The sequence below is a fragment of the Serratia sp. JSRIV001 genome (assembly GCF_019968745.1).
GTDB lineage: Bacteria > Pseudomonadota > Gammaproteobacteria > Enterobacterales > Enterobacteriaceae > Chania > Chania fonticola_B.
In genome coordinates, this window is record NZ_CP074147.1 from 1,906,984 (window position 1) to 1,929,805 (window position 22,822).

Below are 22,822 nucleotides of genomic sequence, written 5' to 3' on the forward strand. Positions count from 1 at the left end.
GCACAATGGCGGCTTGGTCATTGCCAACGTTGGCAGAAAACCACGCCCAGGTGGATGGCATGTTTGCTTCATTGGCGGTTAAAGGCTCGATCGTCGAATCGGCCTGTACGCTCGAGATGGTTTCTGAAGACCAAACCGTCAGCCTGGGGGGGATCGCCAGCCATGCATTAAACCAGTTTGGTGACGAAGCGCCACCCGTAGCATTCCATTTATTGTTGCGCGACTGTGGGCACTGGGGTGGGGTAACTCGCCGTGCAGCATATGGCAATAACCTGGTCTGGGGAGCGGGCCAGCAAACGGTATCAATCACCTTGCGCAGCAAAAAGCAGCAAGGGAGGCTGGTCGCGGTTACAGGCCAGGCTAGGGGGTTGGCTTTACGACTGGAGGATGAGCAACATCGCCAGTTATGGCCAGGGATGCCCAGTCAGGCTCAACTATTAATGCCTGGTGATAATCGCTTAACTTTTTACGTTATCCCACAGCGTACGGCCGAGCGGCTTATTCCCGGCGCTTTTTACGCAGTGGTTAATTTTCAGCTGAATTATGACTAATCAGTCTGTGATCCCGCACGCTGGATGGAGGCCCTATGCTATGTAAATCTTTGCCTGCGCTATCCCTATTCCTGATGCTTTGCGTATCGCAGGTACAAGCCGATGGCGGCACGGTTATGAATTTCAAGGGGCGCATTTTCGAACCCGCCTGTGAATTTAACGGTGGCAAAACCATTGACGTCAATTTTGACAGGGTGGGGATTAAAAAAGTAGACGGTATCAAGTATGCACAAGTCACTGCGGTTTCCCTAAATTGTAAGCAAGGTGGGGATAAAAAATTACGCTTACAACTGCAAGGCGAGACGTTAGGTGGAATGGGGAATGTATTGACCACCAACGTTAACAACTTGGGTATTGCCATTCAAGATATTCACGGTGAGCCTATTACTCTAAATCGATTTTTTGATGCACCAGACCCAATAACGTTCAGTTTTATTGCGGTGCCAGTAAAAAAGGATGCATCGATGCCTTTGGAGGCAGGGCCATTCAATGCGGTGGCAACATTGGTATCTAGCTACTTTTAAGTGGAAGGAAACGTGATGCTTTATCGGATGATATTTTGTGTCTGGATGCTGGTGGGGGTCAATAGCGTCAGTTTGGCGCAGGATCATAATATGTATCTACACGGTGAGTTGGTCGAAGAACCCTGTACTCTCAGTATGGCATCGGTTAAACAAACCGTTAAATTAGGTAATGTCATTAAGAATACGCTTTATCTGCATCAACGCACCCACAGTTATGGTTTTTCTATTGTCTTGGAAGAGTGTGATATCAGCTTGGGGAACAGCGTTGAGATTGGCTTCAGAGGTGTTGAGGACATGCAACAGCCTGGTTTGCTGGCAGTAAACGGGATGGCGGAAGGTATTGCGATAGGCTTGGAGACTGAGGATGGAAAACCGCTGGAGATTAATAAAACGGTTAAATCTTATTTGCTCCATGACGGAAGCCGTACCTTGAAATTTGCCGCTTACGTCAGTGCATCAGAGGTGGCTATTGAACGTCAAGGGATTGTTGAGGGTGATTTTACCGCGAATGTGGCATTTACCTTGGTTTATCCATAATAACAGGTGACAAAATTGCAGTGGGATAATTTAACATTGTAGCATTCTAGAGGGAATTATGCTGAAAGTAATTATAAAGGATAGCAATGCAGTCTTTGCATTGGGGCTAAGGCTTTGCCTGGAGCAGGAACTTTTATGTCGTGGAAAGTTATTTCAATTTTTTGATTGGCCGAGTGAAGTACGACATGCCGATATCATATTTCACCAAGTCGAACCAAGAGCCGATTGCTTACTGGCTATGCCTTATATCAAGCATGATTTCAACGGGATTTTTTTTCCCATTGTTGAACGTGAACAGGATGGTAAAGAAAGAAACCTGGAGTGCGAATGCTTAAGACATCTGCCGGTTATATATAGAGATGAGCCCCTGGCCATTGTAATGGAAAGAGTTTTTCGTCAGTTGGCAAGCCGTGAGAAAATGAAGTACATTGAACATGACGGTGTTGTTTCGAAGTCATGCCACTTTTGTGGTCGGTCTCGGCTATCGGTTAATGAAATAAAGGTTATTAAGCTACTGTCCAAGGAGTGCTCTTTAACCAGCATATCCTGGATATTGAAGAAAAATGTCAAGACCGTTTTTACGCAGAAGAAAACCGCAATGAAAAAGCTGAACTTACAAAATAATAAAGAGCTTTACTCTTTCATTCTTAATAATCGCAATGCGATAGAGTTGCTTTAACTATATGACCAACATCATTAGGGGTGCTATATCAGTGAAATGGATCCTTGCCTTATTATGCTTTATTCCAATAGTAGCGAATGCTAAAGAGGTGGAACAGACCTGTTGGCCATATTATGGGAATAATGATTTCCGTGTCACGCTGACCAAAGGGAGTTTTTCTAGTAGCAAGGCGGGAGCCACGGCTGCGTTCAACTACAGTGGCGTACCTAGTTTTTATTATGTGAATTGCTGGTCCAACTACGCTGCGGGTACGACTCCAACCGTATACAGTTATTACCTTACTCGGATAGATTTACCGCCCTCGGAGTTTGGTAATGGCTTTTATAAGGTAAACGAAGATTTTGATGTTAAAATCAACCTCTTGGGGGAGGGCTATCATGTTGTTCCCTCGGCAGGAATTCTGTATGGAGAGAATGGTGGAGATGGCATGCCGAACCGCCGTTATACCAGAGGGATTACATTTGCTCGTGACGGGGGATCCACCATTACGTTGCGTTTACGCCGCGATCAACTGGGGGGCGTGGTGCAAGTTCCTCCCATGGTCAAGTTATTCCGAGGCTACCGTTTAGTCAGTAAAGGTGATTATTACTTACCGACTGTGGTTAATGACACTCCAATTATGAGTATGTCGACTGCGGGGCAACTGATTCAAGTACCCGTCGTATGTACCATTAACTATGGTGCTGCCATTGAGGTGGACTTTGGTGATATCGATAATACCAAGCTTAGCAGCGATGGCAGCCGTTATGTCAAAACCATACCGCTACAATACCGTTGCAACACTGCTGTGACACAAGATGTTGATATTAATCTCATTGCGGCTCCAGCGGCTTTCTCGTCAGAGCTGATCGCTACCACGTTGCCCGATGACGTTGGGATAGTGGTCAGCCGTAACGGCCAAGTGGTCAAACCGAACCAAAAATTTAGTACTACGCTGCTTGATGGCTTTGGGCAAGATGAGTTACAGGTAGCTCCGGTGGCCCGGGATTTGACCAAGTCCATTACCGGCAGTTTCACGGCATCTGCCACCTTGATCATGTCGGTACAATAAGTGTGCGCCAAAAGGAAGTTCAGCGCCTCTCTCCGGACGCTGAATTTAGCTTACTTTGTGGCTTAACGGCCTAGAATGGCTTGGTTGGCAGGTATTTGCCATCCAGCGTGATCACCGCGCGTTCACCGCCATCGGGGTCCTGGACCTTTTTGATATCCAGCTTGAAGTTGATCGCGCTGATCACTCCGTCACCAAATTGTTCATGCACCAGCGCCCGTAGGGTTGAACCGTAGATCTGCACCATCTCGTAGAAACGATAGATGGTCGGGTCTGTCGGCACACCGCCGGGGATACTGCCGCGCACCGGGATGGTTTGCAGCAGGCGCACCACATCTTCATCCAAATCCAGCTTTGCCGCTACTGCACGGGCGGCCTGTTCCGGTAACGGATGCTGGCCGAGCAGCGCGGCAGTAACAAACGCCAGGCTCAAGCCGGTGCCTTGGTTAATCGCCTCGAAGGTCAGGCCCTTACGGACTTTAGCGTCCATGATGACGTCGGTCAGGCTTTGGCGTGCTGAAACGCTATGTAGTGATTGTGTCATGTTAACTCCTAGAGGTTTGGGTCGATTAGAAACGTTGCATAGCTGGGCTGGCGGTGACGCTTGGGTTGCTCGCCAGCGGTACGAAACGGCGGGTATTGCCATCTAATGCATCAATACAGCCGGTAGCGATATCGTAGATCCAGCCATGCAGTCGCAGATTGCCTCGATCGAGCGCCAGCGCGACCGAAGGGTGAGTTTTCAGGTTGGTCAGTTGGGCGATGACGTTTTCTCGCACCATCGAATTAATACGATCGTGCTCGCTGGCGTGTTCATTGGCCTGATTGACCGCCTTGGCGGCATCGGCATAACGCAGCCAGTTGGCTACGGTGGGCATGTGATCCAGGCATTTGCAGGTGGCGATGGCGGTCATGGCGCCGCAATCGGAGTGGCCGCAAATCACGATATCCTCTACGCCCAGCGCGGCAACGGCATATTCCACCGAGGCCGAAACACCACCGGGCTCAGGCCCGAAAGAAGGCACGATATTGCCTGCGTTGCGGATGACGAACAGGTCGCCCGGTTCACGTTGGGTGATCAGCTCCGGCACCAATCGGCTGTCGGAACATGAGATAAACAGGGTGCGTGGGTTCTGGCTGGTGGCCAGGCGTTTGAACAGCTCTGTGCGCTCGACAAAAGCCTCGCGCTGGAACTTCAGAAAACCGTCAATAACCTCTTGCATGGTGACTCCATCAATGTGTGGCTTGCTTTCAATGGAGGCAAGAATGGACTTTTCTAGCTATAGGGTCCAAGACTCATTTATAATCACCTCGATAGGTATCACTAATAGTTGAGGCGTTATGTTACTGCGGCACATACGTTACTTTCTGGCGGTTGCGGAGCAGGGGAACTTCACCCGGGCTGCGGAGGTGCTGCATGTTTCTCAGCCCACCTTGTCACAGCAGATCAAGCAGTTGGAAGAGACGCTGCAGGTAGAGCTGTTCGACCGTTCCGGGCGCAGGGTACAACTCACCGATGCGGGGCAGGCGTGGATGCGCTATGCCAGGCTGGCGTTACAGGATCTGGATGCAGGCAAGCGGGCCATTCAGGATGTCGCGACGTTGCAACGCGGTAACCTGCGTTTGGCGATGACGCCGACCTTTACCTCCTACCTGATTGGCCCGTTGGTCGACGGCTTTTTCCGGCGCTACCCAGGTATTACGCTCAACATCCGTGAGATGACGCAGGATAAGATGGAGGCGTTATTGTGCGATGACCAATTGGATCTGGGGATTGCCTTCGAGCCGGTTCACTCTGCGGATATAGCCGCGACCAGGCTGTTCACGGAGCGGCTGCAACTGATGGTGGGGAAGGGGCATCAGCTTGCCAAGCGCCGCGCTGCCTTGAGCGTTGCGGAGGTGCAGCAGGTGCCGTTGGTGCTACTCAACGGTGACTTCGCCACGCGTCATTACGTGGACGAATATTGCCAGCAACACGCGATTTATCCTCAGGTTGCCATGGAGGCGAATGCGATTAGCGCCATCGTCGAGATTGTGCGCCACGGCCAGCTCGCGACCATTCTGCCGCAGGCCATAGCGCGGAGTAATCCGCTGCTGCTGCCTATCAAGCTGTCGGTTCCCATGCCCGAACGCCATGCCGTGGTGTTGCAACGCAAAGAGGGCTACCGCAGTGCAGCTTCACGAGCATTTATTGCGATGTTGCAAGATCAGGTCAAGGAAATGGGGTAAAAATGACTGGTTTGGTTATCCGTTAATTCGTTCTGCAGGAGATATTTAGCTGGCGAATATCTCCACACCCCGAGCGCCGAGCAAATCTTCACCAAAACTTCCCACGATCTCTGTGTTGCGTTATGGCATAATGCGCGCCAAATCACATTCCCAATCAAATTAAGAGCGAGCGCTGTGTTAAGCACTAACAACATCACAATGTTGTTTCATATGTAAAAATAATAGATAAAATACCTGATAAATATCATGTTTTCAGGGCTATGCTTTATGGTCTTAGTCTGCTCGCGAAACATTTTCGCTTGTTTGTCCATGCTCGGAAGGTAACTACAAATTTATTCTGAGCAAATAAAGTGAATACCTAGGCATAAAGACAGGTTTATGCGATAAACGACACAAATTGATAACATATTAATCATATTGTATGATGGCCGCTTCAAAAGGAGATGATATGGAATATCAAGCAATAGCTAAGCGAATAGTGCAGGTGATACTGACGCCAGAGATGCTCGTAGGACTAGCACATGGAGTTGCAAGCATACCTATTGATTACGGTTATCTTGCTTATGGATACATTGATACGGAGAATAGATCTCGCAATCAAGGTGACACGATGCGAATGATGAAAGCTATTAAGTGCGGTATACTTGAGAATGAAAACTTAGTAGAAAGCATTAAAACCGTACTTGATGAATTTGATAAAAACGCATCTAAAGAAACACAAGATTCAATTTATGCAAAAACTGTTGGCTCTATAGCAGGAAGGATGATAACAAATGCATATCTTAGTGGTAAATTAGCAAATGTAATTCTTAAAACAGCCGTCTACTCTAGACTGTTAGCGTTTAGAATTAGCACAGTTAGCACTATTTTGTTGACTGGTGGCCTGGCGACAAGAAGCATTTACAAGTCAGAAGAGTTGAAAGATAAAAATCTCCCTGTGTACTATGCTCTCAGACATAAAGGCGATTTAGACTTTCTTTATTTCTTGATTCAACCATTTGTTGATCCGTTTATTGATGCGCTCTCTGTTAGACAGAAACAGGGGCAAGAACCGTTTAATAAAATAGTATCACTTGTTGAGAAAGAGCTAAATGGGAAAAAAATTTAAAGACAAAGTGTGCTTCACTATAGCAAACACGTTGATTCACTTGCTAGGCTCCATCTGTTTTCTGCTATGTGTTTATTTCTTTTTTCATTTTGACACAATAATGGAGAGGGTGCTTTACATCGGTGGCACAATAATTGTTTCAATCGCATTAACTTACATTATACCTATTGATAAGAATTATTAGCTTGCCTGCTAGGGATAGGCTAATAACAAAAAATAAGCCCTATAATGACATCGCTCCTTGTATGGTTATTGTACATATTCCGGTTAATGTAAAACTGTGCTTAAATATCAACCAAAAATCCTCGCGATCTCTGAACGCCGTTATGGCATAATACGCGCCAAATCACATTCCCAATCAAATTAAGAGCGAGCGCTGTGTTAAGCACTAACAACATCACTATGCAGTTCGGCAGTAAGCCGTTGTTTGAAAACATCTCTGTCAAATTTGGCGGCGGTAACCGCTATGGTCTGATCGGAGCCAACGGCTGCGGTAAATCGACGTTCATGAAAATCCTCGGTGGCGATCTGGCGCCGAGCGGCGGTAACGTGTTCCTGGATCCGAATGAGCGCCTGGGTAAACTGCGCCAGGATCAGTTCGCTTTTGAACAGTTCAGCGTGCTGGACACCGTGATCATGGGCCACACCGAACTGTGGGCGGTGAAGGAAGAGCGCGACCGCATCTACGCCATGGCGGAGATGAGCGAAGAAGACGGCTATAAAGTGGCCGATCTGGAAGTGGCCTATGGCGAGATGGACGGCTACACCGCAGAAGCACGTGCCGGTGAGTTGCTGCTCGGCGTAGGTATTCCGGTAGAACAGCATTATGGCCCGATGAGCGAGATCGCTCCCGGCTTCAAACTGCGTGTCCTGTTGGCTCAGGCCCTGTTCTCCGATCCGGAAATCCTGCTGCTCGACGAACCAACGAACAACCTGGACATCGATACCATTCGCTGGCTGGAGCAGGTGCTGAACGAACGTAACAGCACCATGATCATCATTTCGCACGACCGTCACTTCCTGAACATGGTTTGTACTCACATGGCGGATCTGGACTACGGCGAACTGCGTGTCTACCCAGGTAACTACGACGAATACATGACGGCGGCTACCCAGGCTCGTGAGCGCCTGATGTCTGACAACGCCAAGAAGAAGGCGCAGATTAACGAGTTGCAGTCCTTCGTTAGCCGCTTTAGTGCCAACGCCTCCAAATCCAAGCAGGCTACCTCTCGTGCCCGCCAGATTGACAAGATCCAACTGGAAGAGGTGAAAGCCTCTAGCCGTCAGAACCCGTTCATCCGTTTTGAACAGGACAAGAAGCTGTTCCGTAACGCGCTGGAAGTGGAAGCGCTGGCCAAAGGCTTCGACAACGGCCCGCTGTTCAGCAAACTCAACCTGATGGTTGAAGTGGGCGAGAAGGTGGCGATCCTGGGTGCCAACGGTATCGGTAAATCTACCCTGCTGAAAACGCTGGTGGGTGACCTGCAGCCGGATCACGGCACGGTGAAATGGTCCGAAAACGCCAAAATTGGTTACTACGCACAGGATCACGAATACGAGTTCGATGAAACCCTGAGCGTGTTCGACTGGATGAGCCAGTGGAAGCAGGAAAAGGACGATGAGCAGGCGGTACGCAGCATTCTTGGCCGCCTGTTGTTCAGCCAGGACGATATCAAGAAGCGCGTAAAAGTGCTGTCCGGTGGTGAGAAGGGCCGTATGCTGTTCGGCAAGATCATGATGCAGCGCCCGAACATCCTGATCATGGATGAACCGACCAACCACATGGATATGGAATCCATCGAGTCACTGAACATGGCGTTGGAAATGTATGAAGGTACCTTGATCTTTGTTTCCCATGACCGTGAGTTTGTTAGCTCGCTGGCCACTCGCGTTCTGGAAATGACCCCGAACAAGGTGATCGACTTTACCGGCAACTACGAAGACTATCTGCGTAGCCAGGGTATCAACTGATCCCTTCGAGCTTTACCGCACGCCCCTCACCCCAACCCTCTCCCTGTACAGACCGGGGACATGGTAGACAGGTGTTCAAGGACATGGTGAACACTTTTTAACATCCTTTACCCATGATGATCGACCTATTTCTCAGGTCGATCGTCCCCACTTTCGTGCTGTACCACCATACCTCGTAGTAGCCCTCTCTCTCACTTTCCTTCAGTCCGACATATTCACCGATAAAGGCCTTGCCCACTTTCAGACCCATCCCTTTCAGGCTCAGTTTTCCACTGACATCCACTTTCCTGACCAAAACCCCCTCGTCATACTCGGCTGCCGCCGGATTGCCATTGTACTGTCGCGATGAAGGCTGATAACGGGACGCCGGTACCGCCATTGACAGGGCTTCGTGTGGACGCTCCAGGTTGTAGGTATTTCGCCAGGCGTCGAACACCTCCTGCAACTGCGCGGCATGGGTAAACCACCGTCCCTGCAGGAGCTCTGCCTTCAGGCTGCGGTGGAAGCGCTCCAGCTTACCCTGAGTCTGAGGATGATAAGGCCGAGAGTGACCCACTCGGATACCCTGACGCATCAGCCACAGTTCCAGCGCGGTCCAACTGCCCGTCGTGTCGCCCCAGGGGGCCCCATTATCCATGGTCATTCTCTCCGGCAAGCCATAACGTTCGAACACCGCTATCAACTGAGACTGCACGGTGACACGTCGTTCGTCCGGGCAGTGCGCCAGACAGAGCGAGAAGCGCGAATGGTCATCCAGCAAGGTCAGCGGATGACAACGCCCTTCGGCGAAGGGGAAGTGGCCTTTAAAGTCCATCTGCCAGAGTCGGTTCGGTGCGTCATGTTCAAAGCGTCCGACGGTGGGCGTCGGTGACGGACCGCCCGGTAGCAGGTCATGGCGGCGCATGAGGTTATGCACGGTGCTGGCGGCCGGTAACGTATGCCCCTGCATCTCGAGCCACCGCTTGAGCTTGCGCGCGCCCCACATCGGATGGGTCAGGTGCGCAGCGCGGAGATGTTGGACAACGGTGTCAGAGGTTCTGCTGGGGGAATGGTGTGGCACTCGAGAACGTTCGTTCAGACCGGCCCTCCCATCAGACTGCCAGCGATGTAACCACTTGTATGCGGTAGCAGGCGCTATGCCGAACTGGCGGCATAGCGCACGGATATTAGCGCCTTCTTGCGAGGCGAAAAGCACAAACTCGGTACGTAATGACATGGCAGATCTCTCATCCCACGGCATAAGCAACTCCACTCAGAAGTACTCATACCTATGTTGTAAGTGTCTACCATGTCCCCGAACAAGTGTTCATGATGTCCCCGGTCTGTACACTCCCACAGGGAGAGGGAGCTGCCCGGAGTAGGTAATTAGCCCGTGCAGCTTCGGAAAGTAGGGAGTAAAAACAAGAAAGGCAAGGTTTTACCCAGGGCAATCAACGAACTCGATCTGTTCCCCCAACCCTCCCACAGGGAGAGGGAGCAGTCCAGGGCGATTAATTAGCTTGGACTGCTTCGGAACGTGATGAGTAAGAGAACGAAAGGTATTACGCAGAAGAATCAACGAGCTCGATCTGTCCCCTCACCCTGTGGGAGAGGGTTAGGGTGAGGGGCCGCATCTTTACCACACACCTCACAACGTGGATCCTTAGGCAGCTTCATCTCGCGAAACTGCATGCTCATCGCATCAAACATCAACAACTTACCCATCAACGGCTGGCCATAGTTTGCCAACAGCTTGATGGCTTCCATCGCCTGCAGCGTACCGATAGTGCCGACTAAAGGTGCCATCACACCCGCCTCAACGCAGGTCAGCGCATTTTCGCCAAACAGCCTGCTCAGGCAGCGATAACAAGGTTGTTCCGGCTGATAGGTAAAGACGCTGAGCTGGCCTTCCATGCGGATGGCTGCCCCTGAGACCAGCGGTTTACGCTGTGCATGGCACAGGCGGTTGAGCAGATCGCGGGTCGCCACGTTATCGGTACAGTCCAGCACCACGTCGCAAGCGGCAATCTGCGCCGCCATTTGCTCGTCATCCAGGTGAGTGTCCAGGGTGTCAATACGGATATGAGGATTGATGGAGCCCAGCTCAATGCGGGCAGATTCGACCTTCGCCATACCAATGCGATCATCCCGGTGCAAGATCTGGCGCTGGAGATTGGAGAGGGAAACCGTGTCGAAATCAACCAGCGTCAGATGGCCGACGCCAGCGGCAGCCAAATAAGGCGCCGCCGCACAGCCCAGTCCGCCAAGTCCAACGATCAGCACGTGCGCCGCCTGCAGCTTTTCCTGACCCTCGAAGTCGAAACCCCGCAGTACGATCTGGCGGTTGTAGCGCAGCGCTTGTGCATCGGTTAATTCCGGCAGCATGTTCAGTTCCTTAGCAACGCATTGAAAGGTTCGATCTCCACTGTCTCACCAGCGGCCACCGAGCCGCGTTCGCGTTCCAGCACGATAAAGCAGTTACCCTGGCTGAATGAGCTGAAAACGTGGGAGCCCTGATGGCCGGTGGTGCTCACTTCCAGCTCGCCTTGGGCATTGCTGGTGAAGGTGCCGCGCTGGAAATCGAGGCGGCCCGGCGACTTTTTCAGTGGCGTCAGGGCGCGAGCTTTCAGGCGGGGTGGCAGTTGCCATTCGGTGTGACCGGCCAGTTTGGCCAGCAGCGGTTGCACCAGCTGATAGAAGGTCAAAGCCGCAGAGACCGGGTTGCCAGGCAGGCCACAGAACCAGGCGTTCTGGAGTTTGCCAAAAGCAAAAGGCTTGCCCGGTTTGATGGCCAGCTTCCAGAAGCTGACTTTACCCAGTTCATCCAGCATTTGCTTGGTGTAATCGGCTTCACCGACGGAAACGCCGCCGCTGCTGATCACCACGTCGGCCTCGCTATCCGCCTGGATAAAGGCCGCGCGTAATGCTTCCTGATTATCACGAATAATCCCCAGGTCGATCACCGTACAGCCCAGCTGTTCCAGCATCAGGCGTACGGCAAAGCGATTGGTGTCGTAGATCTGCCCGGCTTGCAGCGGCTGGCCGACAGGCTGCAATTCATCTCCGGTAGAGAATACCGCCACCTTCAATTTACGCATCACCTGCACATCGGCCACGCCTAGAGAAGCCAGCAGTGGCAGCTGTGCTGCCCCCAGCGTGATCCCGGCGGGCAGCACGCTCGCCCCGCGCAGGATATCTTCACCCGCCAAACGGATATTTTGCCCGGCGGTTACCGGGGCGTTGAAACGCACTCCAGCCTCGGTGACTTCAGCCTGTTCTTGCATGATCACCGCATCCGCACCGGCGGGAATTGGCGCTCCGGTCATGATGCGTACGCAGGTGTTGGCAGGCCAGGCATCCGTAAACGGAGCCCCGGCAAAGGCTTTACCTGCTACCGGTAACGGAGAGTTGCCGTTCAGGTCACTGAGACGTACCGCGTAGCCGTCCATCGCCGAGTTGGCGAAGGGCGGGACATCGATAGGGGAGACCACCGGGGTGGCAGTAATGCGCCCGGCTGCGCTGGTCAAGGCGATAGATTCGCTCTGTTGCAGTGGCGCGATCTGGGAGAGCATTTTCTCCAGTGCCTGCTCAAGAGAAATGAGGTCAGAAGTATGACAGTGATCCATAAACAAAACTCCGTAATCGGCGTGCGCGAATTTTTCGGCAAAGTGGGGCTATTATGGCAGATAACGCCGTGGTGGAGAAACCAGGTTAACGCATTGAAATCAATAACAGGAGACAGCCATGCATCAGCACGTACTGGATTTTTGGTTCGAAGAGATCGACCCAGCCATGTGGTTTAAGAAGGACGATGAGTTCGACCGTTTGCTGCACACCCGCTTTGGCCAGCTGTGGCAGGCGGCGTCCCAGGGGGAACTGGCACATTGGCGTGCAACCATCAAAGGCAGACTGGCGGAAATCATCGTGCTCGATCAGTTCAGCCGTAATCTGTTCCGCAACACACCACGCTCCTTTGCTTGTGACGGAATGGCGCTGGTGCTGGCTCAGGAAGCGATCGCCACTGGGCTATGTGAAAACCTGACGGTTGAGCAGCGCGGCTTCCTTTATTTGCCGTTTATGCATTCCGAATCCGCCTTGATCCACCAGCAGGCGTTGGAGCTGTTTCGCCAATTAAATAATGGTGATCAGTTGGAGTTTGAAATACGTCATAAAGCCATAATCGATCGTTTTGGACGTTATCCCCATCGTAACGAGATATTAGGCCGGGAATCTACGTTTGAGGAGCAGGAATTTCTGCAACAACCGGGTTCGGGTTTCTGAATATTTTTCATTGGCGTGTAAGTGGGGAATAGCGGGAAGGGGCATGGGATAACGCTTATTAAACATGAGCCAGACCGGTCTATTTCCTGCTGCCGCCAATAGGCTGGTTAAATCTGTCAGCGATAAATAAAAAACCAGATAACCTACTGTTTTTATAACGTTTAGCTCTTTCTATGCACAAAACAGTCTAAGCAGGCTACGCTTAATGCTTGGCGACCAGTTTGTGCTTTACATCGATTGCCGGGCTAAATATAGTCGAAAAACACGAAATAATAATTCTCTCTCCATTTTCATGCGGTACCTGCTTGAATTGCCGCGGATAGAAACAGGTGTCAGGTCAATGAGCAAACCAGTGATTGCCATTCATGGTGGTGCGGGCGCAATTACCCGTGCGGCATTGAGTGCAGAGAAAGAACAAGATTATATCCGGGCGCTTTCCGACATTGTGGCTGCCGGGCAGGCTATTTTGGCCGCAGGCGGCAGCGCACTGGACGCGGTCACGGAGGCAGTCAGGCTGCTGGAGGAGTGCCCGCTGTTCAACGCAGGCAAGGGCGCGGTATTTACCCACCAGGGTACCCATGAGCTGGATGCCTGCGTGATGGATGGCCGTACCTGTGATGCAGGGGCGGTCGCCGGGGTCAGCCGGATACGCAACCCGGTACTGGCCGCGCGTGCGGTGCTGGAAAACAGCACTCATGTGCTGTTTGGCGGCGAAGGGGCGGAAAGATTTGCCGCCAATCATGGCCTGGAAATGGTCGAGCCCAATTTCTTCTTTACCCAGGAACGTTTTGACCAACTGCACCGTGCTCAGGCTGAGCAGGGCCGGGTGTTGCTCGATCACGACGGCGCGGCGGCGCTCAGCGGCGACCCACTGGATCCCGATCGCAAATTTGGCACCGTGGGGGCGGTAGCGCTGGATGCTCTGGGCAACCTGGCTGCGGCCACATCAACCGGCGGGATGACCAATAAGGCGGCAGGGCGCATTGGCGATACGCCGATTATTGGCGCTGGTTGCTATGCCAACAACGCCACGGTAGCGGTCTCCAGCACCGGTACTGGCGAAATCTTTATGCGCACCGTCGCGGCCTACGACGTTTCTGCATTGATTGAATATGCCGGTCTAACCCTGCAACAGGCCTGCGATAAAGTGGTGATGGAAAAGCTGTTGGCGCTGGGTGGCAGCGGTGGGCTGATCGCCATCGATCGTTTTGGCAACGTCGCACTGCCGTTTAACAGTGAAGGAATGTATCGCGGTTTCGGCTACGTCGGCGATGCCCCTTCCGTAGGCATCTACCGCTGAACGCTTGCCGGGAGGGCAAATGACCGATACGGCCATCCAGCCACAGGCAGAACGTGGGCTGATTTTACCGCCCGAGCGTGTACTGGCAGTGAGCGATCTGTGCGTGCAATTTCGTCAAGAAGGCGACTTCATTGAGGCGGTGCGTCATCTGGACTTCGACGTCGACCGTGGCGAAACGCTGGCGATCGTTGGAGAGTCCGGCTCCGGCAAGTCGGTCACCTCACTGGCGTTGATGCGTCTGGTAGAGCAGGGTGGCGGTGAGTTGACCAGCGGCACAATGCAATTTCGCCGGCGTAACGGCCAGGTGCTCGATCTGGCCAAGGCGAAACAGAGCACCCTGCGAACCTTGCGCGGCGCCGATATGGCGATGATTTTTCAAGAGCCGATGACCTCGCTCAACCCGGTGTTTCCGGTGGGGGAGCAGATCGCCGAATCTTTGCGTCTGCATCAGGGGATGGATCACCGCAGCGCCAAACGTGAAGCGCTGCGTATGCTCGATCTGGTGCGCATTCCCGAGGCCAAAAACGTCCTTGGCCGCTATCCGCATCAACTGTCTGGCGGGATGCGCCAGCGGGTGATGATTGCCATGGCGCTGTCGTGTAAACCGGCGCTGCTGATTGCCGATGAACCTACCACCGCGCTGGACGTCACCATTCAGGCGCAAATCCTGCAACTGATCCGCGTGTTGCAGCAGGAAATGCAGATGGGGGTGATCTTCATTACCCACGATATGGGCGTGGTGGCGGAGATTGCCGATCGGGTTCTGGTGATGCATCAAGGCGAAAAAGTGGAACAGGGGGCTGTGCGGGCGTTGTTCGCCGCTCCTCAGCAGCCTTACACTCAAGCTTTGTTGGCTGCCGTGCCACAGCTGGGTGCGATGGCAGATAAAGACTTCCCGGCAAAATTTCCGTTGGCTGGCGTTGACGATAACGACCAGCCGCAAGACACCATACCCGCAGGAGCTGCGCCGATCCTGCAGGTAGAAAATCTGGTTACGCGCTTCGATCTGCGCAGCGGTATTCTCAACCGCGTCACGCGCCGTGTGCATGCGGTGGAAAATATCAGCTTCGATCTCTATCCCGGTGAAACGCTGGGGTTGGTCGGCGAATCCGGCTGTGGTAAATCCACCACTGGCCGCTCACTGTTAAAGCTGGTAGACAGCCAACGCGGCACCATTACCTTCAACGGTCAACAGATCAACCGCTTGAAAGGTTCCGCCTTACAGCATTTACGCCGTGATATTCAGTTTATCTTTCAAGACCCTTACGCTTCCCTGGATCCACGGCTCACCGTTGGTTTCTCCATCATGGAGCCGTTGCTGGTGCACAATGTCGCTCGTGGGGCGGAGGCAGAAAAAAGGGTCGCCTGGCTATTGGAGCGGGTAGGGCTGAAGCCGGAACATGCGCGGCGTTATCCGCATGAGTTCTCCGGTGGCCAACGCCAGCGTATCTGCATTGCCCGCGCGCTGGCACTCAATCCGAAAGTGGTAATTGCCGATGAGGCGGTCTCCGCGCTGGACGTGTCGATTCAGGCGCAAATTGTCAATCTGCTGCTCGATTTACAGCGTGAATTGGGCATCGCATTTCTGTTTATTTCCCACGATATGGCAGTAGTGGAACGCGTCTGCCATCGCGTAGCGGTGATGTACCTGGGCCAGATCGTGGAGATCGGCCCACGCCGTGCGGTGTTCGAAAACCCGCAGCACGCCTATACCCGTAAGCTGATGGCCGCCGTGCCGGTGGCCGATCCAACCCATGCGCATAAACGCCAGCCGTTGCTGGTGGATGAAATACCCAGCCCGATCCGTGGGCTGCACGATGAACCCGTTACCGCACCTTTAGTGCAGGTAGGGCCAGGGCACTTTGTGGCCCGCCACCCTATCGCCGGTGCTTTTTAGCCTTGCCTCAGGAGAGTTAAGCAATATGACTAAGCACACATTCAAGCGTAATGTTTTGGCCGCCGTACTGCTGGCTGCCGCTGCTGGCCCGGCTTGGGCTGCCAAGGATGCGGTGATTGCCGTAGCGTCCAACTTCACCACGCTCGACCCGTACGATGCCAACGACACCTTGTCGCAGGCGGTCGCCAAATCCTTCTATCAGGGGCTGTTTGGCTTTGATAAGGATATGAAGCTGGTGAACGTCTTGGCGGACAGTTACGAAGTCAGCAAAGACGGACTGACCTACACCATCAAGCTCCAGCCGGGGGTGAAATTCCACGACGGCAGCGCATTCGATGCCGAAGCGGTCAAGGTTAACCTGGATCGCGCCAGTAACCCGGATAATCGCCTGAAACGCTATAACCTGTTCAAGATGATCGATAAGACCGAAGTGGTCGATCCCACCACGGTCAAGATCGTGCTGAAAGCGCCATTCTCGGCGTTTATCAACAATCTGGCGCACCCGGCGGCGGCGATGATTTCTCCGGCGGCCATCAAGCAGTATGGCAAGGAGATTGGTTTCCACCCGGTGGGCACCGGCCCTTACCAGTTCGAAACCTGGAACCAGACCGACTATGTGAAAGTGAAGAAATTCGACGGCTACTGGAAAGCGGGCTTACCGAAGCTGGACAGCATCACCTGGCGGCCGGTAGTGGATAACAACACCCGTGCGGCAATGCTGCAAACCGGCGAAGCGACCTTTGCCTTCCCCATCCCTTATGAGCAAGCCAAGGTGCTGGAGAAAAACAGCAAGCTGGATCTGGTGGCCGCGCCGTCGATCCTGCAACGCTACATCAGCATGAACGTGACGCAGAAACCGTTCGATAACCCGAAGGTGCGCCAGGCGCTGAACTATGCGATCAACAAGGACGCGCTGATTAAGGTGGCGTTTTCTGGGTTTGCCGTTCCGGCGCAAGGCCCGGTGCCTCCGGCCATTGATTTTGCCACCCTCTACAACGCTTGGCCATACGATCCGGCCAAGGCGCGTGAGCTGCTGAAAGAAGCAGGCTATCCGAACGGGTTTACTACCACGTTGTGGTCATCCCATAACCACAGTACCGCGCAGAAAGTGTTGCAGTTTGCTCAGCAGCAGCTAGCGCAGGTTGGGGTTAAAGTAACCGTCACCGCGATGGATGCGGGCCAACGTGCGGCACAGGTAGAGAGCGTCGGCGTGAAGGATACCGGTGTGCGCATGTTCTATACCGGCTGGTCTGCCTCAACTGGGGAAGCCGACTGGGCGCTGACGCCGCTGTTCGCCACCCAATCCGCACCGCCTAAGCAGTTCAACACTGCGTTCTACAGCAACCCGCAGGTGGACAAGGATCTGGCCGAAGCGTTGGCCACCACCGATCGTGCCCAGAAGCAGGCGCTATACAAAGATGCCCAAGATCGCATTTGGGCCGATGCGCCATGGATTTTCCTGGTGACCGAGCGCCTGCTGTCTGCCAACAACAAACAGCTGAGCGGTTTCTACGTGATGCCGGACACCTCGTTCAACTTTGATAACGCGGATTTGAAATAAGGGCTGAGCGCCGCCCTTTCCCTGACGGGAAGGGCGGTGTGAGGGGGATTTATGCGCAATGCTTAATTATTTTCTAAAACGTCTGCTGGGCCTGATCCCGACGCTGCTGATCGTGGCCGTGCTGGTGTTCTTGTTTGTCCATATGCTGCCGGGCGATCCGGCGCGGTTGGCCGCGGGGCCGGAGGCCGACGAAGCCGTCGTCCAGTTGGTGCGCCAGGATCTGGGGCTGGACAAGCCGTTGCCACAGCAGTTTGTGCATTTCTTTGTCAATATTTTGCAGGGCGATTTCGGCACGTCGATGGTGTCCAAACGCCCGGTCAGTGAAGAGATCGCTTCGCGCTTTATGCCAACCTTCTGGCTGACCATCGCCAGCATGGTGTGGGCGGTGATTTTTGGCATGGCGATCGGCATGATTTCCGCCGTATGGCGTAACCGCTGGCCGGACCGGTTGGGGATGACGCTGGCCGTTTCGGGCATCTCTTTCCCGGCCTTTGCGTTGGGGATGCTGCTGATGCAGGTGTTCTCGGTCAATCTCGGTTGGTTGCCGACGGTTGGAGCGGATACCTGGCAGCATTACATCCTGCCTTCAATCACGCTGGGCGCTGCGGTAGCGGCGGTGATGGCACGCTTCACCCGCGCCTCGTTCGTTGAGGTGATGCAGGAAGATTACATGCGCACAGCCCGTGCCAAGGGGGTGCCGGAGTCACTGGTGGTCGTCAAACACGGGCTACGCAACGCCATGATCCCGGTGATCACCATGATGGGCCTACAGTTTGGTTTCCTGCTGGGCGGCTCGATCGTGGTCGAGAAGGTGTTTAACTGGCCGGGGTTGGGGCGCTTGCTGGTGGATTCGGTAGAAATGCGCGATTACCCGGTGATCCAGGCCGAAGTGCTGCTGTTCTCGCTGGAGTTTATTCTGATTAATCTGTTGGTGGATATGCTGTATGCGGCAATCAACCCTTCGATTCGTTACCAATAGGCAGGCCGTATGATGAAATATTGGCGACGTAATGCCGCGCTCAAGGCAATGCCGGTGATTAATCCCAACGCGGTGCGTACGCCTTGGCATGAGTTCTGGCGGCGCTTTCGTCGCCAGCAGGTCGCAATGGTGGCTGGCGTGTTTGTGTTGCTGCTGGTGGCCGCTGCGCTGCTGGCACCGCATCTGGTGCCTTTTGATGCGGAAAACTTCTTTGATTACGATCGGCTCAATGAAGGGCCTTCGTTGGTGCACTGGCTCGGGGTGGATTCGCTGGGCCGGGATATTTTCAGCCGTATTCTGATGGGCGCGCGGATCTCTTTGGCCGCCGGGGTGTTCTCGGTGCTGGTTGGCAGCGTGATTGGCACGGTGCTCGGGCTCTTGGCGGGCTATTACGAAGGCTGGTGGGATCGCATCGTGATGCGTATCAGTGACGTGCTGTTTGCCTTCCCCGGTATTCTGCTGGCGATTGGCGTGGTGGCGATCATGGGCAGTGGCATGGCGAACGTGATTGTTGCCGTGGCCATCTTCAGCATTCCGGCGTTTGCGCGCCTGGTGCGTGGCAATACTCTGGTGCTGAAGCATCTGACCTACATTGAATCGGCGCGCAGCATTGGGGCTTCGGACTGGACCATCATTCTGCGGCATATCTTGCCGGGCACCATCTCGTCGATCGTGGTCTATTTCACCATGCGTATCGGTACTTCAATCATTACCGCTGCCAGCCTGTCGTTCTTGGGATTGGGGGCGCAGCCGCCAACGCCGGAATGGGGAGCGATGCTTAATGAAGCGCGGGCGGATATGGTGATTGCTCCGCATGTGGCGATCTTCCCCAGCCTGGCAATCTTTTTTACCGTGCTGGCCTTTAACCTGTTGGGCGATGGGCTACGTGATGCATTGGATCCGAAGCTGAAGGGATGACCCCTCACCCCAACCCTCTCCCACAGGGAGAGGGAGCTGAAAGTCCCTGCTCTTTTGGAAGTTAAAGAGGCTATCTCAGCAAATTCGATCACTCCTTCATCCAAGGTGCGTCACTGCATTTTCAAACTCACTCGATCGGTCCCCTTGAGGGGAAAGGTAGCTGCCCTGAGCCTTGGGTGGGATCGTGCTGCTTCGGTAAGTGTTTGGTAAGTAAAAAGAAAGTTAGAGTATTACACAGAAAAAACAGCGAGCTCGATCGGTCCCCTCTCCCTTGAGGGAGAGGGTTAGGGTGAGGGGGATATCGACTATTTAAACAGATGCTCGGCGTGAAAACGCAGATGATCTTCGATAAAGGTAGCGATGGTGAAGTAGCTGTGGTCGTAACCTGGCTGAATGCGCAGGGTTAACGGCCAGTCACGCTGGCGTGCCAACTCCGCCAGCTTGGCCGGTTGCAGCTGATCTGCCAGAAATTGATCCCCATCACCCTGATCGATCAACATCGGCAGCGGTTCCGCCCCGCTGGCCAGCAAATGGCAACTGTCATATTGCAGCCACTGCGTTTCGTCATCCCCCAGATAGGCAGCAAAGGCTTTACGACCCCAAGGCACCTGGCAAGGGTTGACGATCGGCGCAAAGGCCGATGCCGAACGAAAACGCTGCGGGTTACGCATTGCCATCATTAACGCACCATGGCCGCCCATCGAGTGGCCCGCAATGGATTGCCGATCGCTGACGCTGAAATGCTGCCTAATCAGCGCTGGCAGCTCATCGCTGATGTAGTCATACATGCGAAAGTGTTGATCCCAAGGAGCCTGAGTGGCATTGAGGTAGAACCCCGCCCCCTGGCCCAGATCGTAACCTTCGTCATTCGGCACCTCATCGCCGCGCGGGCTGGTATCCGCCATCACCAGCACCAACCCTAATTCTGCGGCAACGCGCTGGGCACCGGCCTTCAGCGTGAAGTTTTCATCATTGCAGGTCAGACCCGACAGCCAATACAGCACCGGCGGCGGGTTATCGTCGCGCGGTGGTGGCAGATAGATACTGAACGTCATGTTGCAATTCAGGCTCTGCGCCGCGTGACGGTAACGTTGTTGCCAACCACCGAACATGCGGTGCTCTTCGAGAAGTTCTAATGACATCGTCATCCTCTGCCTCCTGGCTTATTTATCGAAATGGATCACGGAACGGATCGATTTGCCTTCATGCATCAGATCGAACGCTTCGTTGATCTGCTCCAGCCCCATGGTATGAGTGATAAAGTCGTTCAGTGCGAATTCGCCGTCCAGATAACGCTGCACGATCCCCGGCAGTTGGCTGCGGCCTTTTACGCCACCAAAGGCAGAACCGCGCCAGACGCGGCCAGTCACCAGTTGGAACGGACGGGTCGCGATCTCTTCACCGGCGCCGGCAACGCCGATAATGACCGACTCACCCCAGCCCTTGTGGCAGCACTCCAGCGCCGAACGCATCACGTTGACGTTGCCGATACATTCAAAGGAGAAGTCGACGCCGCCGTCGGTCAGTTCGACGATCACGTCCTGGATAGGTTTATCGTAATCTTTTGGATTGATCAGATCGGTCGCGCCCAGCTTGCGAGCCAGATCGAACTTGCTGGTGTTGAGATCGATGCCGATGATGCGGCTGGCACCGGCCATCTGAGCGCCGATAATCGCCGACAGCCCGATGCCGCCCAGGCCGAAGATAGCCACGGTATCGCCAGCCTTGACCTTGGCGGTGTTGATCACCGCACCCATGCCGGTGGTGACGCCACAGCCAAGCAGACAGACTTCTTCCAACGGTGCTTCTTTGCTGATTTTTGCCAGTGAGATTTCGGGTACTACGGTGCGTTCAGCAAAGGTGGAGGTGCCCATGTAGTGGAAAATCGGCTTGCCGTCTTTAAAGAAGCGGGTGGTGCCGTCTGGCATCAGACCCTTGCCCTGGGTGGCGCGGATGGCCTGACACAGGTTGGTTTTGCCGGATTTACAGAATTTGCACTCGCCGCATTCTGGGGTATACAGCGGGATCACATGGTCGCCGACGGCAACGCTGGTCACGCCTTCGCCGATCGCTTCGACTATACCACCGCCCTCGTGGCCCAAAATCGCCGGGAACACGCCTTCCGGATCCTTGCCTGACAGGGTATAGGCATCGGTATGGCAAACGCCGGTGGCGACGATGCGCACCAGTACTTCACCTTTCTGTGGCGGCATCAGATCGACTTCTTCAATCTTCAGCGGCTGGTTCGGTCCCCAAGCTACGGCAGCACGGGTTTTGATAAATTCCATGATTCTCTCCTCATTAAATTCTAGTGGTGCAGATTTTGGCTACTCTGTCAGGAGGATGGAGTCGGCATCCACCTCCGAACTTTCAGCCTGTTCTATAATCAGTTGTTTTAACGCGCGGACGTTTGGCCCAAACGCATCACGCCGCCATAACAGCCAGGTGGCGGTTTCGGCAATGTCGGCAGGGAGTGCATGAACTTTGACCCGCTTGTAGCCGGGCAGCAGGTTGAGCACCGAATACGGGATCATCGCCAGCCCGGCACCGCTGGCCACGCAGGCCAGCATGGAGTGATAAGACTGGATCTCCATGATGGTGCCTGGCAATGAACCGTCACGCTTGAACCAGGACTCCAGGCGCAAGCGATAAGAGCAGCTGGCGCGGAAGGCAAACAGGGTTTCCCCTTTGACATCCTGGGCGCTGTGAATGGGCGGATGGTCCAGGCAGGTGATCACCACCATGCGTTCGGGGAAAGCAACGCAGCCGTTCAGTTCATCATGTTGCAACGGGCCATCTACCAAGGCGGCGGCCAGGGTTCCTGCGCGTACACGCTCGATGATTTCTCCTGAGGTGCCGGTAGCCAGCGAAAGGGAAACCTGCGGGAATCGCTGATGATAAGCTGCCAGCAAAGTAGGTAGCCGGGTGGCGGCGGTGCTTTCCATCGAGCCAAGCGCAAAGTTACCGGCCGGTTCCCCGGCATGGGTGATGCTCATGGCTTCTTCACTGAGCGCCAGAATGCGATGGGCGTAGCAGAGAAAATTATGGCCCATCGGCGAGAGGCGCAGGCGCTGCTTTTCACGGATAAACAGATCGGTGCCCAGTTCCTGCTCGAGCTGACGCAGGCGCGTGGTCAGGTTTGACGGCACGCGGTGCAATTGCTCGGCGGCACGGGCGACGGAGCCAGTTTCGGCCACGCAGCAGAACATGCGCAGTTGGGTGAGATCCATAACCTTCTCTTTTCGTGATGAACTTGA

Annotated in this window: 22 protein-coding genes; 14 read left to right on the forward strand and 8 right to left on the reverse strand. The window is 54.1% G+C overall.

Annotated elements, in window-relative coordinates:
• Positions 1–5 precede the first annotated feature (5 nt).
• Genes KGP17_RS08705 through KGP17_RS08725 form a run of 5 tightly spaced genes read left to right on the forward strand, consistent with a single transcriptional unit; the run spans position 6 to position 3,345 of the window.
• Positions 6–551 carry a fimbrial protein gene (locus tag KGP17_RS08705; protein WP_223499168.1) on the forward strand — a complete coding sequence of 182 codons (546 nt, stop codon included), beginning with the start codon at positions 6–8 and terminating at the stop codon, positions 549–551.
• Positions 552–586: 35 nt separating this feature from the next.
• Complete coding sequence (locus KGP17_RS08710) at positions 587–1,075, forward strand: fimbrial protein (protein WP_223499169.1); 489 nt, start codon at positions 587–589, stop codon at positions 1,073–1,075.
• A 15-nt stretch (positions 1,076–1,090) separates the two neighbouring features.
• Entirely contained in the window at positions 1,091–1,612 is a 522-nt protein-coding gene (locus KGP17_RS08715; RefSeq protein WP_223499170.1) for a fimbrial protein, read from the forward strand.
• A 58-nt stretch (positions 1,613–1,670) separates the two neighbouring features.
• Positions 1,671–2,291 carry a hypothetical protein gene (locus KGP17_RS08720; protein WP_223499171.1) on the forward strand — a complete coding sequence of 207 codons (621 nt, stop codon included), beginning with the start codon at positions 1,671–1,673 and terminating at the stop codon, positions 2,289–2,291.
• A 34-nt stretch (positions 2,292–2,325) separates the two neighbouring features.
• Positions 2,326–3,345 carry a fimbrial protein gene (locus KGP17_RS08725; protein WP_223499172.1) on the forward strand — a complete coding sequence of 340 codons (1,020 nt, stop codon included), beginning with the start codon at positions 2,326–2,328 and terminating at the stop codon, positions 3,343–3,345.
• A 70-nt stretch (positions 3,346–3,415) separates the two neighbouring features.
• Here KGP17_RS08725 and cynS read toward each other — a convergent pair whose 3' ends face one another.
• Positions 3,416–3,886 carry a cyanase gene (cynS, locus tag KGP17_RS08730; protein WP_223499173.1) on the reverse strand — a complete coding sequence of 157 codons (471 nt, stop codon included), beginning with the start codon at positions 3,884–3,886 and terminating at the stop codon, positions 3,416–3,418.
• Between the two features lie 25 nt (positions 3,887–3,911).
• Entirely contained in the window at positions 3,912–4,565 is a 654-nt protein-coding gene (locus KGP17_RS08735; protein WP_021180560.1) for a carbonic anhydrase, read from the reverse strand.
• 118 nt (positions 4,566–4,683) lie between these two features.
• On the opposite strand from KGP17_RS08735, the gene cynR reads away from it, so the two are divergent.
• The 3 genes from cynR (at position 4,684) to KGP17_RS08750 (ending at position 8,650) form a co-directional block, all read left to right on the forward strand.
• Positions 4,684–5,571 (forward strand): transcriptional regulator CynR, encoded by an 888-nt coding sequence (gene cynR, locus KGP17_RS08740; RefSeq protein ID WP_223499174.1) that lies wholly within the window; start codon positions 4,684–4,686, stop codon positions 5,569–5,571.
• A gap of 448 nt (positions 5,572–6,019) precedes the next feature.
• Positions 6,020–6,679 carry a hypothetical protein gene (locus tag KGP17_RS08745; protein WP_223499175.1) on the forward strand — a complete coding sequence of 220 codons (660 nt, stop codon included), beginning with the start codon at positions 6,020–6,022 and terminating at the stop codon, positions 6,677–6,679.
• A 378-nt stretch (positions 6,680–7,057) separates the two neighbouring features.
• Positions 7,058–8,650: an ABC-F family ATPase gene (locus KGP17_RS08750; protein ID WP_021180561.1), complete on the forward strand. Its 1,593-nt coding sequence runs from the start codon at positions 7,058–7,060 to the stop codon at positions 8,648–8,650.
• Positions 8,651–8,747: 97 nt separating this feature from the next.
• Here the strand turns inward: KGP17_RS08750 and KGP17_RS08755 are convergent, their stop codons facing one another.
• The 3 genes from KGP17_RS08755 to moeA all read right to left on the reverse strand — a co-directional run bounded on the left by KGP17_RS08755 (position 8,748) and on the right by moeA (position 12,255).
• Positions 8,748–9,902, reverse strand: a complete 1,155-nt coding sequence (locus tag KGP17_RS08755) for an IS481 family transposase (protein WP_371822128.1) — start codon at positions 9,900–9,902, stop codon at positions 8,748–8,750.
• 302 nt (positions 9,903–10,204) lie between these two features.
• Positions 10,205–11,014, reverse strand: coding sequence for a molybdopterin-synthase adenylyltransferase MoeB (moeB, locus tag KGP17_RS08760; protein WP_223499176.1), 810 nt, complete (start codon positions 11,012–11,014; stop codon positions 10,205–10,207).
• 2 nt (positions 11,015–11,016) lie between these two features.
• Positions 11,017–12,255 (reverse strand): molybdopterin molybdotransferase MoeA, encoded by a 1,239-nt coding sequence (gene moeA, locus KGP17_RS08765; RefSeq protein ID WP_115159242.1) that lies wholly within the window; start codon positions 12,253–12,255, stop codon positions 11,017–11,019.
• A gap of 118 nt (positions 12,256–12,373) precedes the next feature.
• On the opposite strand from moeA, the gene KGP17_RS08770 reads away from it, so the two are divergent.
• The 6 genes from KGP17_RS08770 to gsiD all read left to right on the forward strand — a co-directional run bounded on the left by KGP17_RS08770 (position 12,374) and on the right by gsiD (position 19,565).
• A complete protein-coding gene (locus tag KGP17_RS08770; protein ID WP_021805074.1) occupies positions 12,374–12,910 on the forward strand; it encodes a DUF924 family protein in 537 nt (178 codons plus the stop codon).
• A 340-nt stretch (positions 12,911–13,250) separates the two neighbouring features.
• The gene (locus tag KGP17_RS08775; RefSeq protein WP_021805073.1) at positions 13,251–14,210 is read left to right on the forward strand and encodes an isoaspartyl peptidase/L-asparaginase family protein; all 960 of its coding nucleotides are present in this window, start codon (positions 13,251–13,253) and stop codon (positions 14,208–14,210) included.
• Positions 14,211–14,229: 19 nt separating this feature from the next.
• Positions 14,230–16,107, forward strand: coding sequence for a dipeptide ABC transporter ATP-binding protein (locus tag KGP17_RS08780; RefSeq protein WP_021805072.1), 1,878 nt, complete (start codon positions 14,230–14,232; stop codon positions 16,105–16,107).
• A gap of 25 nt (positions 16,108–16,132) precedes the next feature.
• Entirely contained in the window at positions 16,133–17,668 is a 1,536-nt protein-coding gene (gene gsiB, locus KGP17_RS08785; RefSeq protein ID WP_223499177.1) for a glutathione ABC transporter substrate-binding protein GsiB, read from the forward strand.
• A 58-nt stretch (positions 17,669–17,726) separates the two neighbouring features.
• Positions 17,727–18,647, forward strand: a complete 921-nt coding sequence (gene gsiC, locus KGP17_RS08790) for a glutathione ABC transporter permease GsiC (protein ID WP_094982927.1) — start codon at positions 17,727–17,729, stop codon at positions 18,645–18,647.
• A gap of 12 nt (positions 18,648–18,659) precedes the next feature.
• Positions 18,660–19,565 carry a glutathione ABC transporter permease GsiD gene (gene gsiD, locus KGP17_RS08795; RefSeq protein ID WP_024485755.1) on the forward strand — a complete coding sequence of 302 codons (906 nt, stop codon included), beginning with the start codon at positions 18,660–18,662 and terminating at the stop codon, positions 19,563–19,565.
• Between the two features lie 305 nt (positions 19,566–19,870).
• Here gsiD and fghA read toward each other — a convergent pair whose 3' ends face one another.
• From fghA to KGP17_RS08810, 3 genes are read right to left on the reverse strand one after another with little or no spacing between them, the layout of a single operon-like run.
• Positions 19,871–20,713 (reverse strand): S-formylglutathione hydrolase, encoded by an 843-nt coding sequence (gene fghA / locus KGP17_RS08800; protein WP_115159877.1) that lies wholly within the window; start codon positions 20,711–20,713, stop codon positions 19,871–19,873.
• Between the two features lie 15 nt (positions 20,714–20,728).
• Positions 20,729–21,853, reverse strand: coding sequence for an S-(hydroxymethyl)glutathione dehydrogenase/class III alcohol dehydrogenase (locus KGP17_RS08805; RefSeq protein ID WP_021805067.1), 1,125 nt, complete (start codon positions 21,851–21,853; stop codon positions 20,729–20,731).
• A 39-nt stretch (positions 21,854–21,892) separates the two neighbouring features.
• Entirely contained in the window at positions 21,893–22,795 is a 903-nt protein-coding gene (locus tag KGP17_RS08810; RefSeq protein WP_223499178.1) for a LysR family transcriptional regulator, read from the reverse strand.
• Positions 22,796–22,822 lie beyond the last annotated feature (27 nt).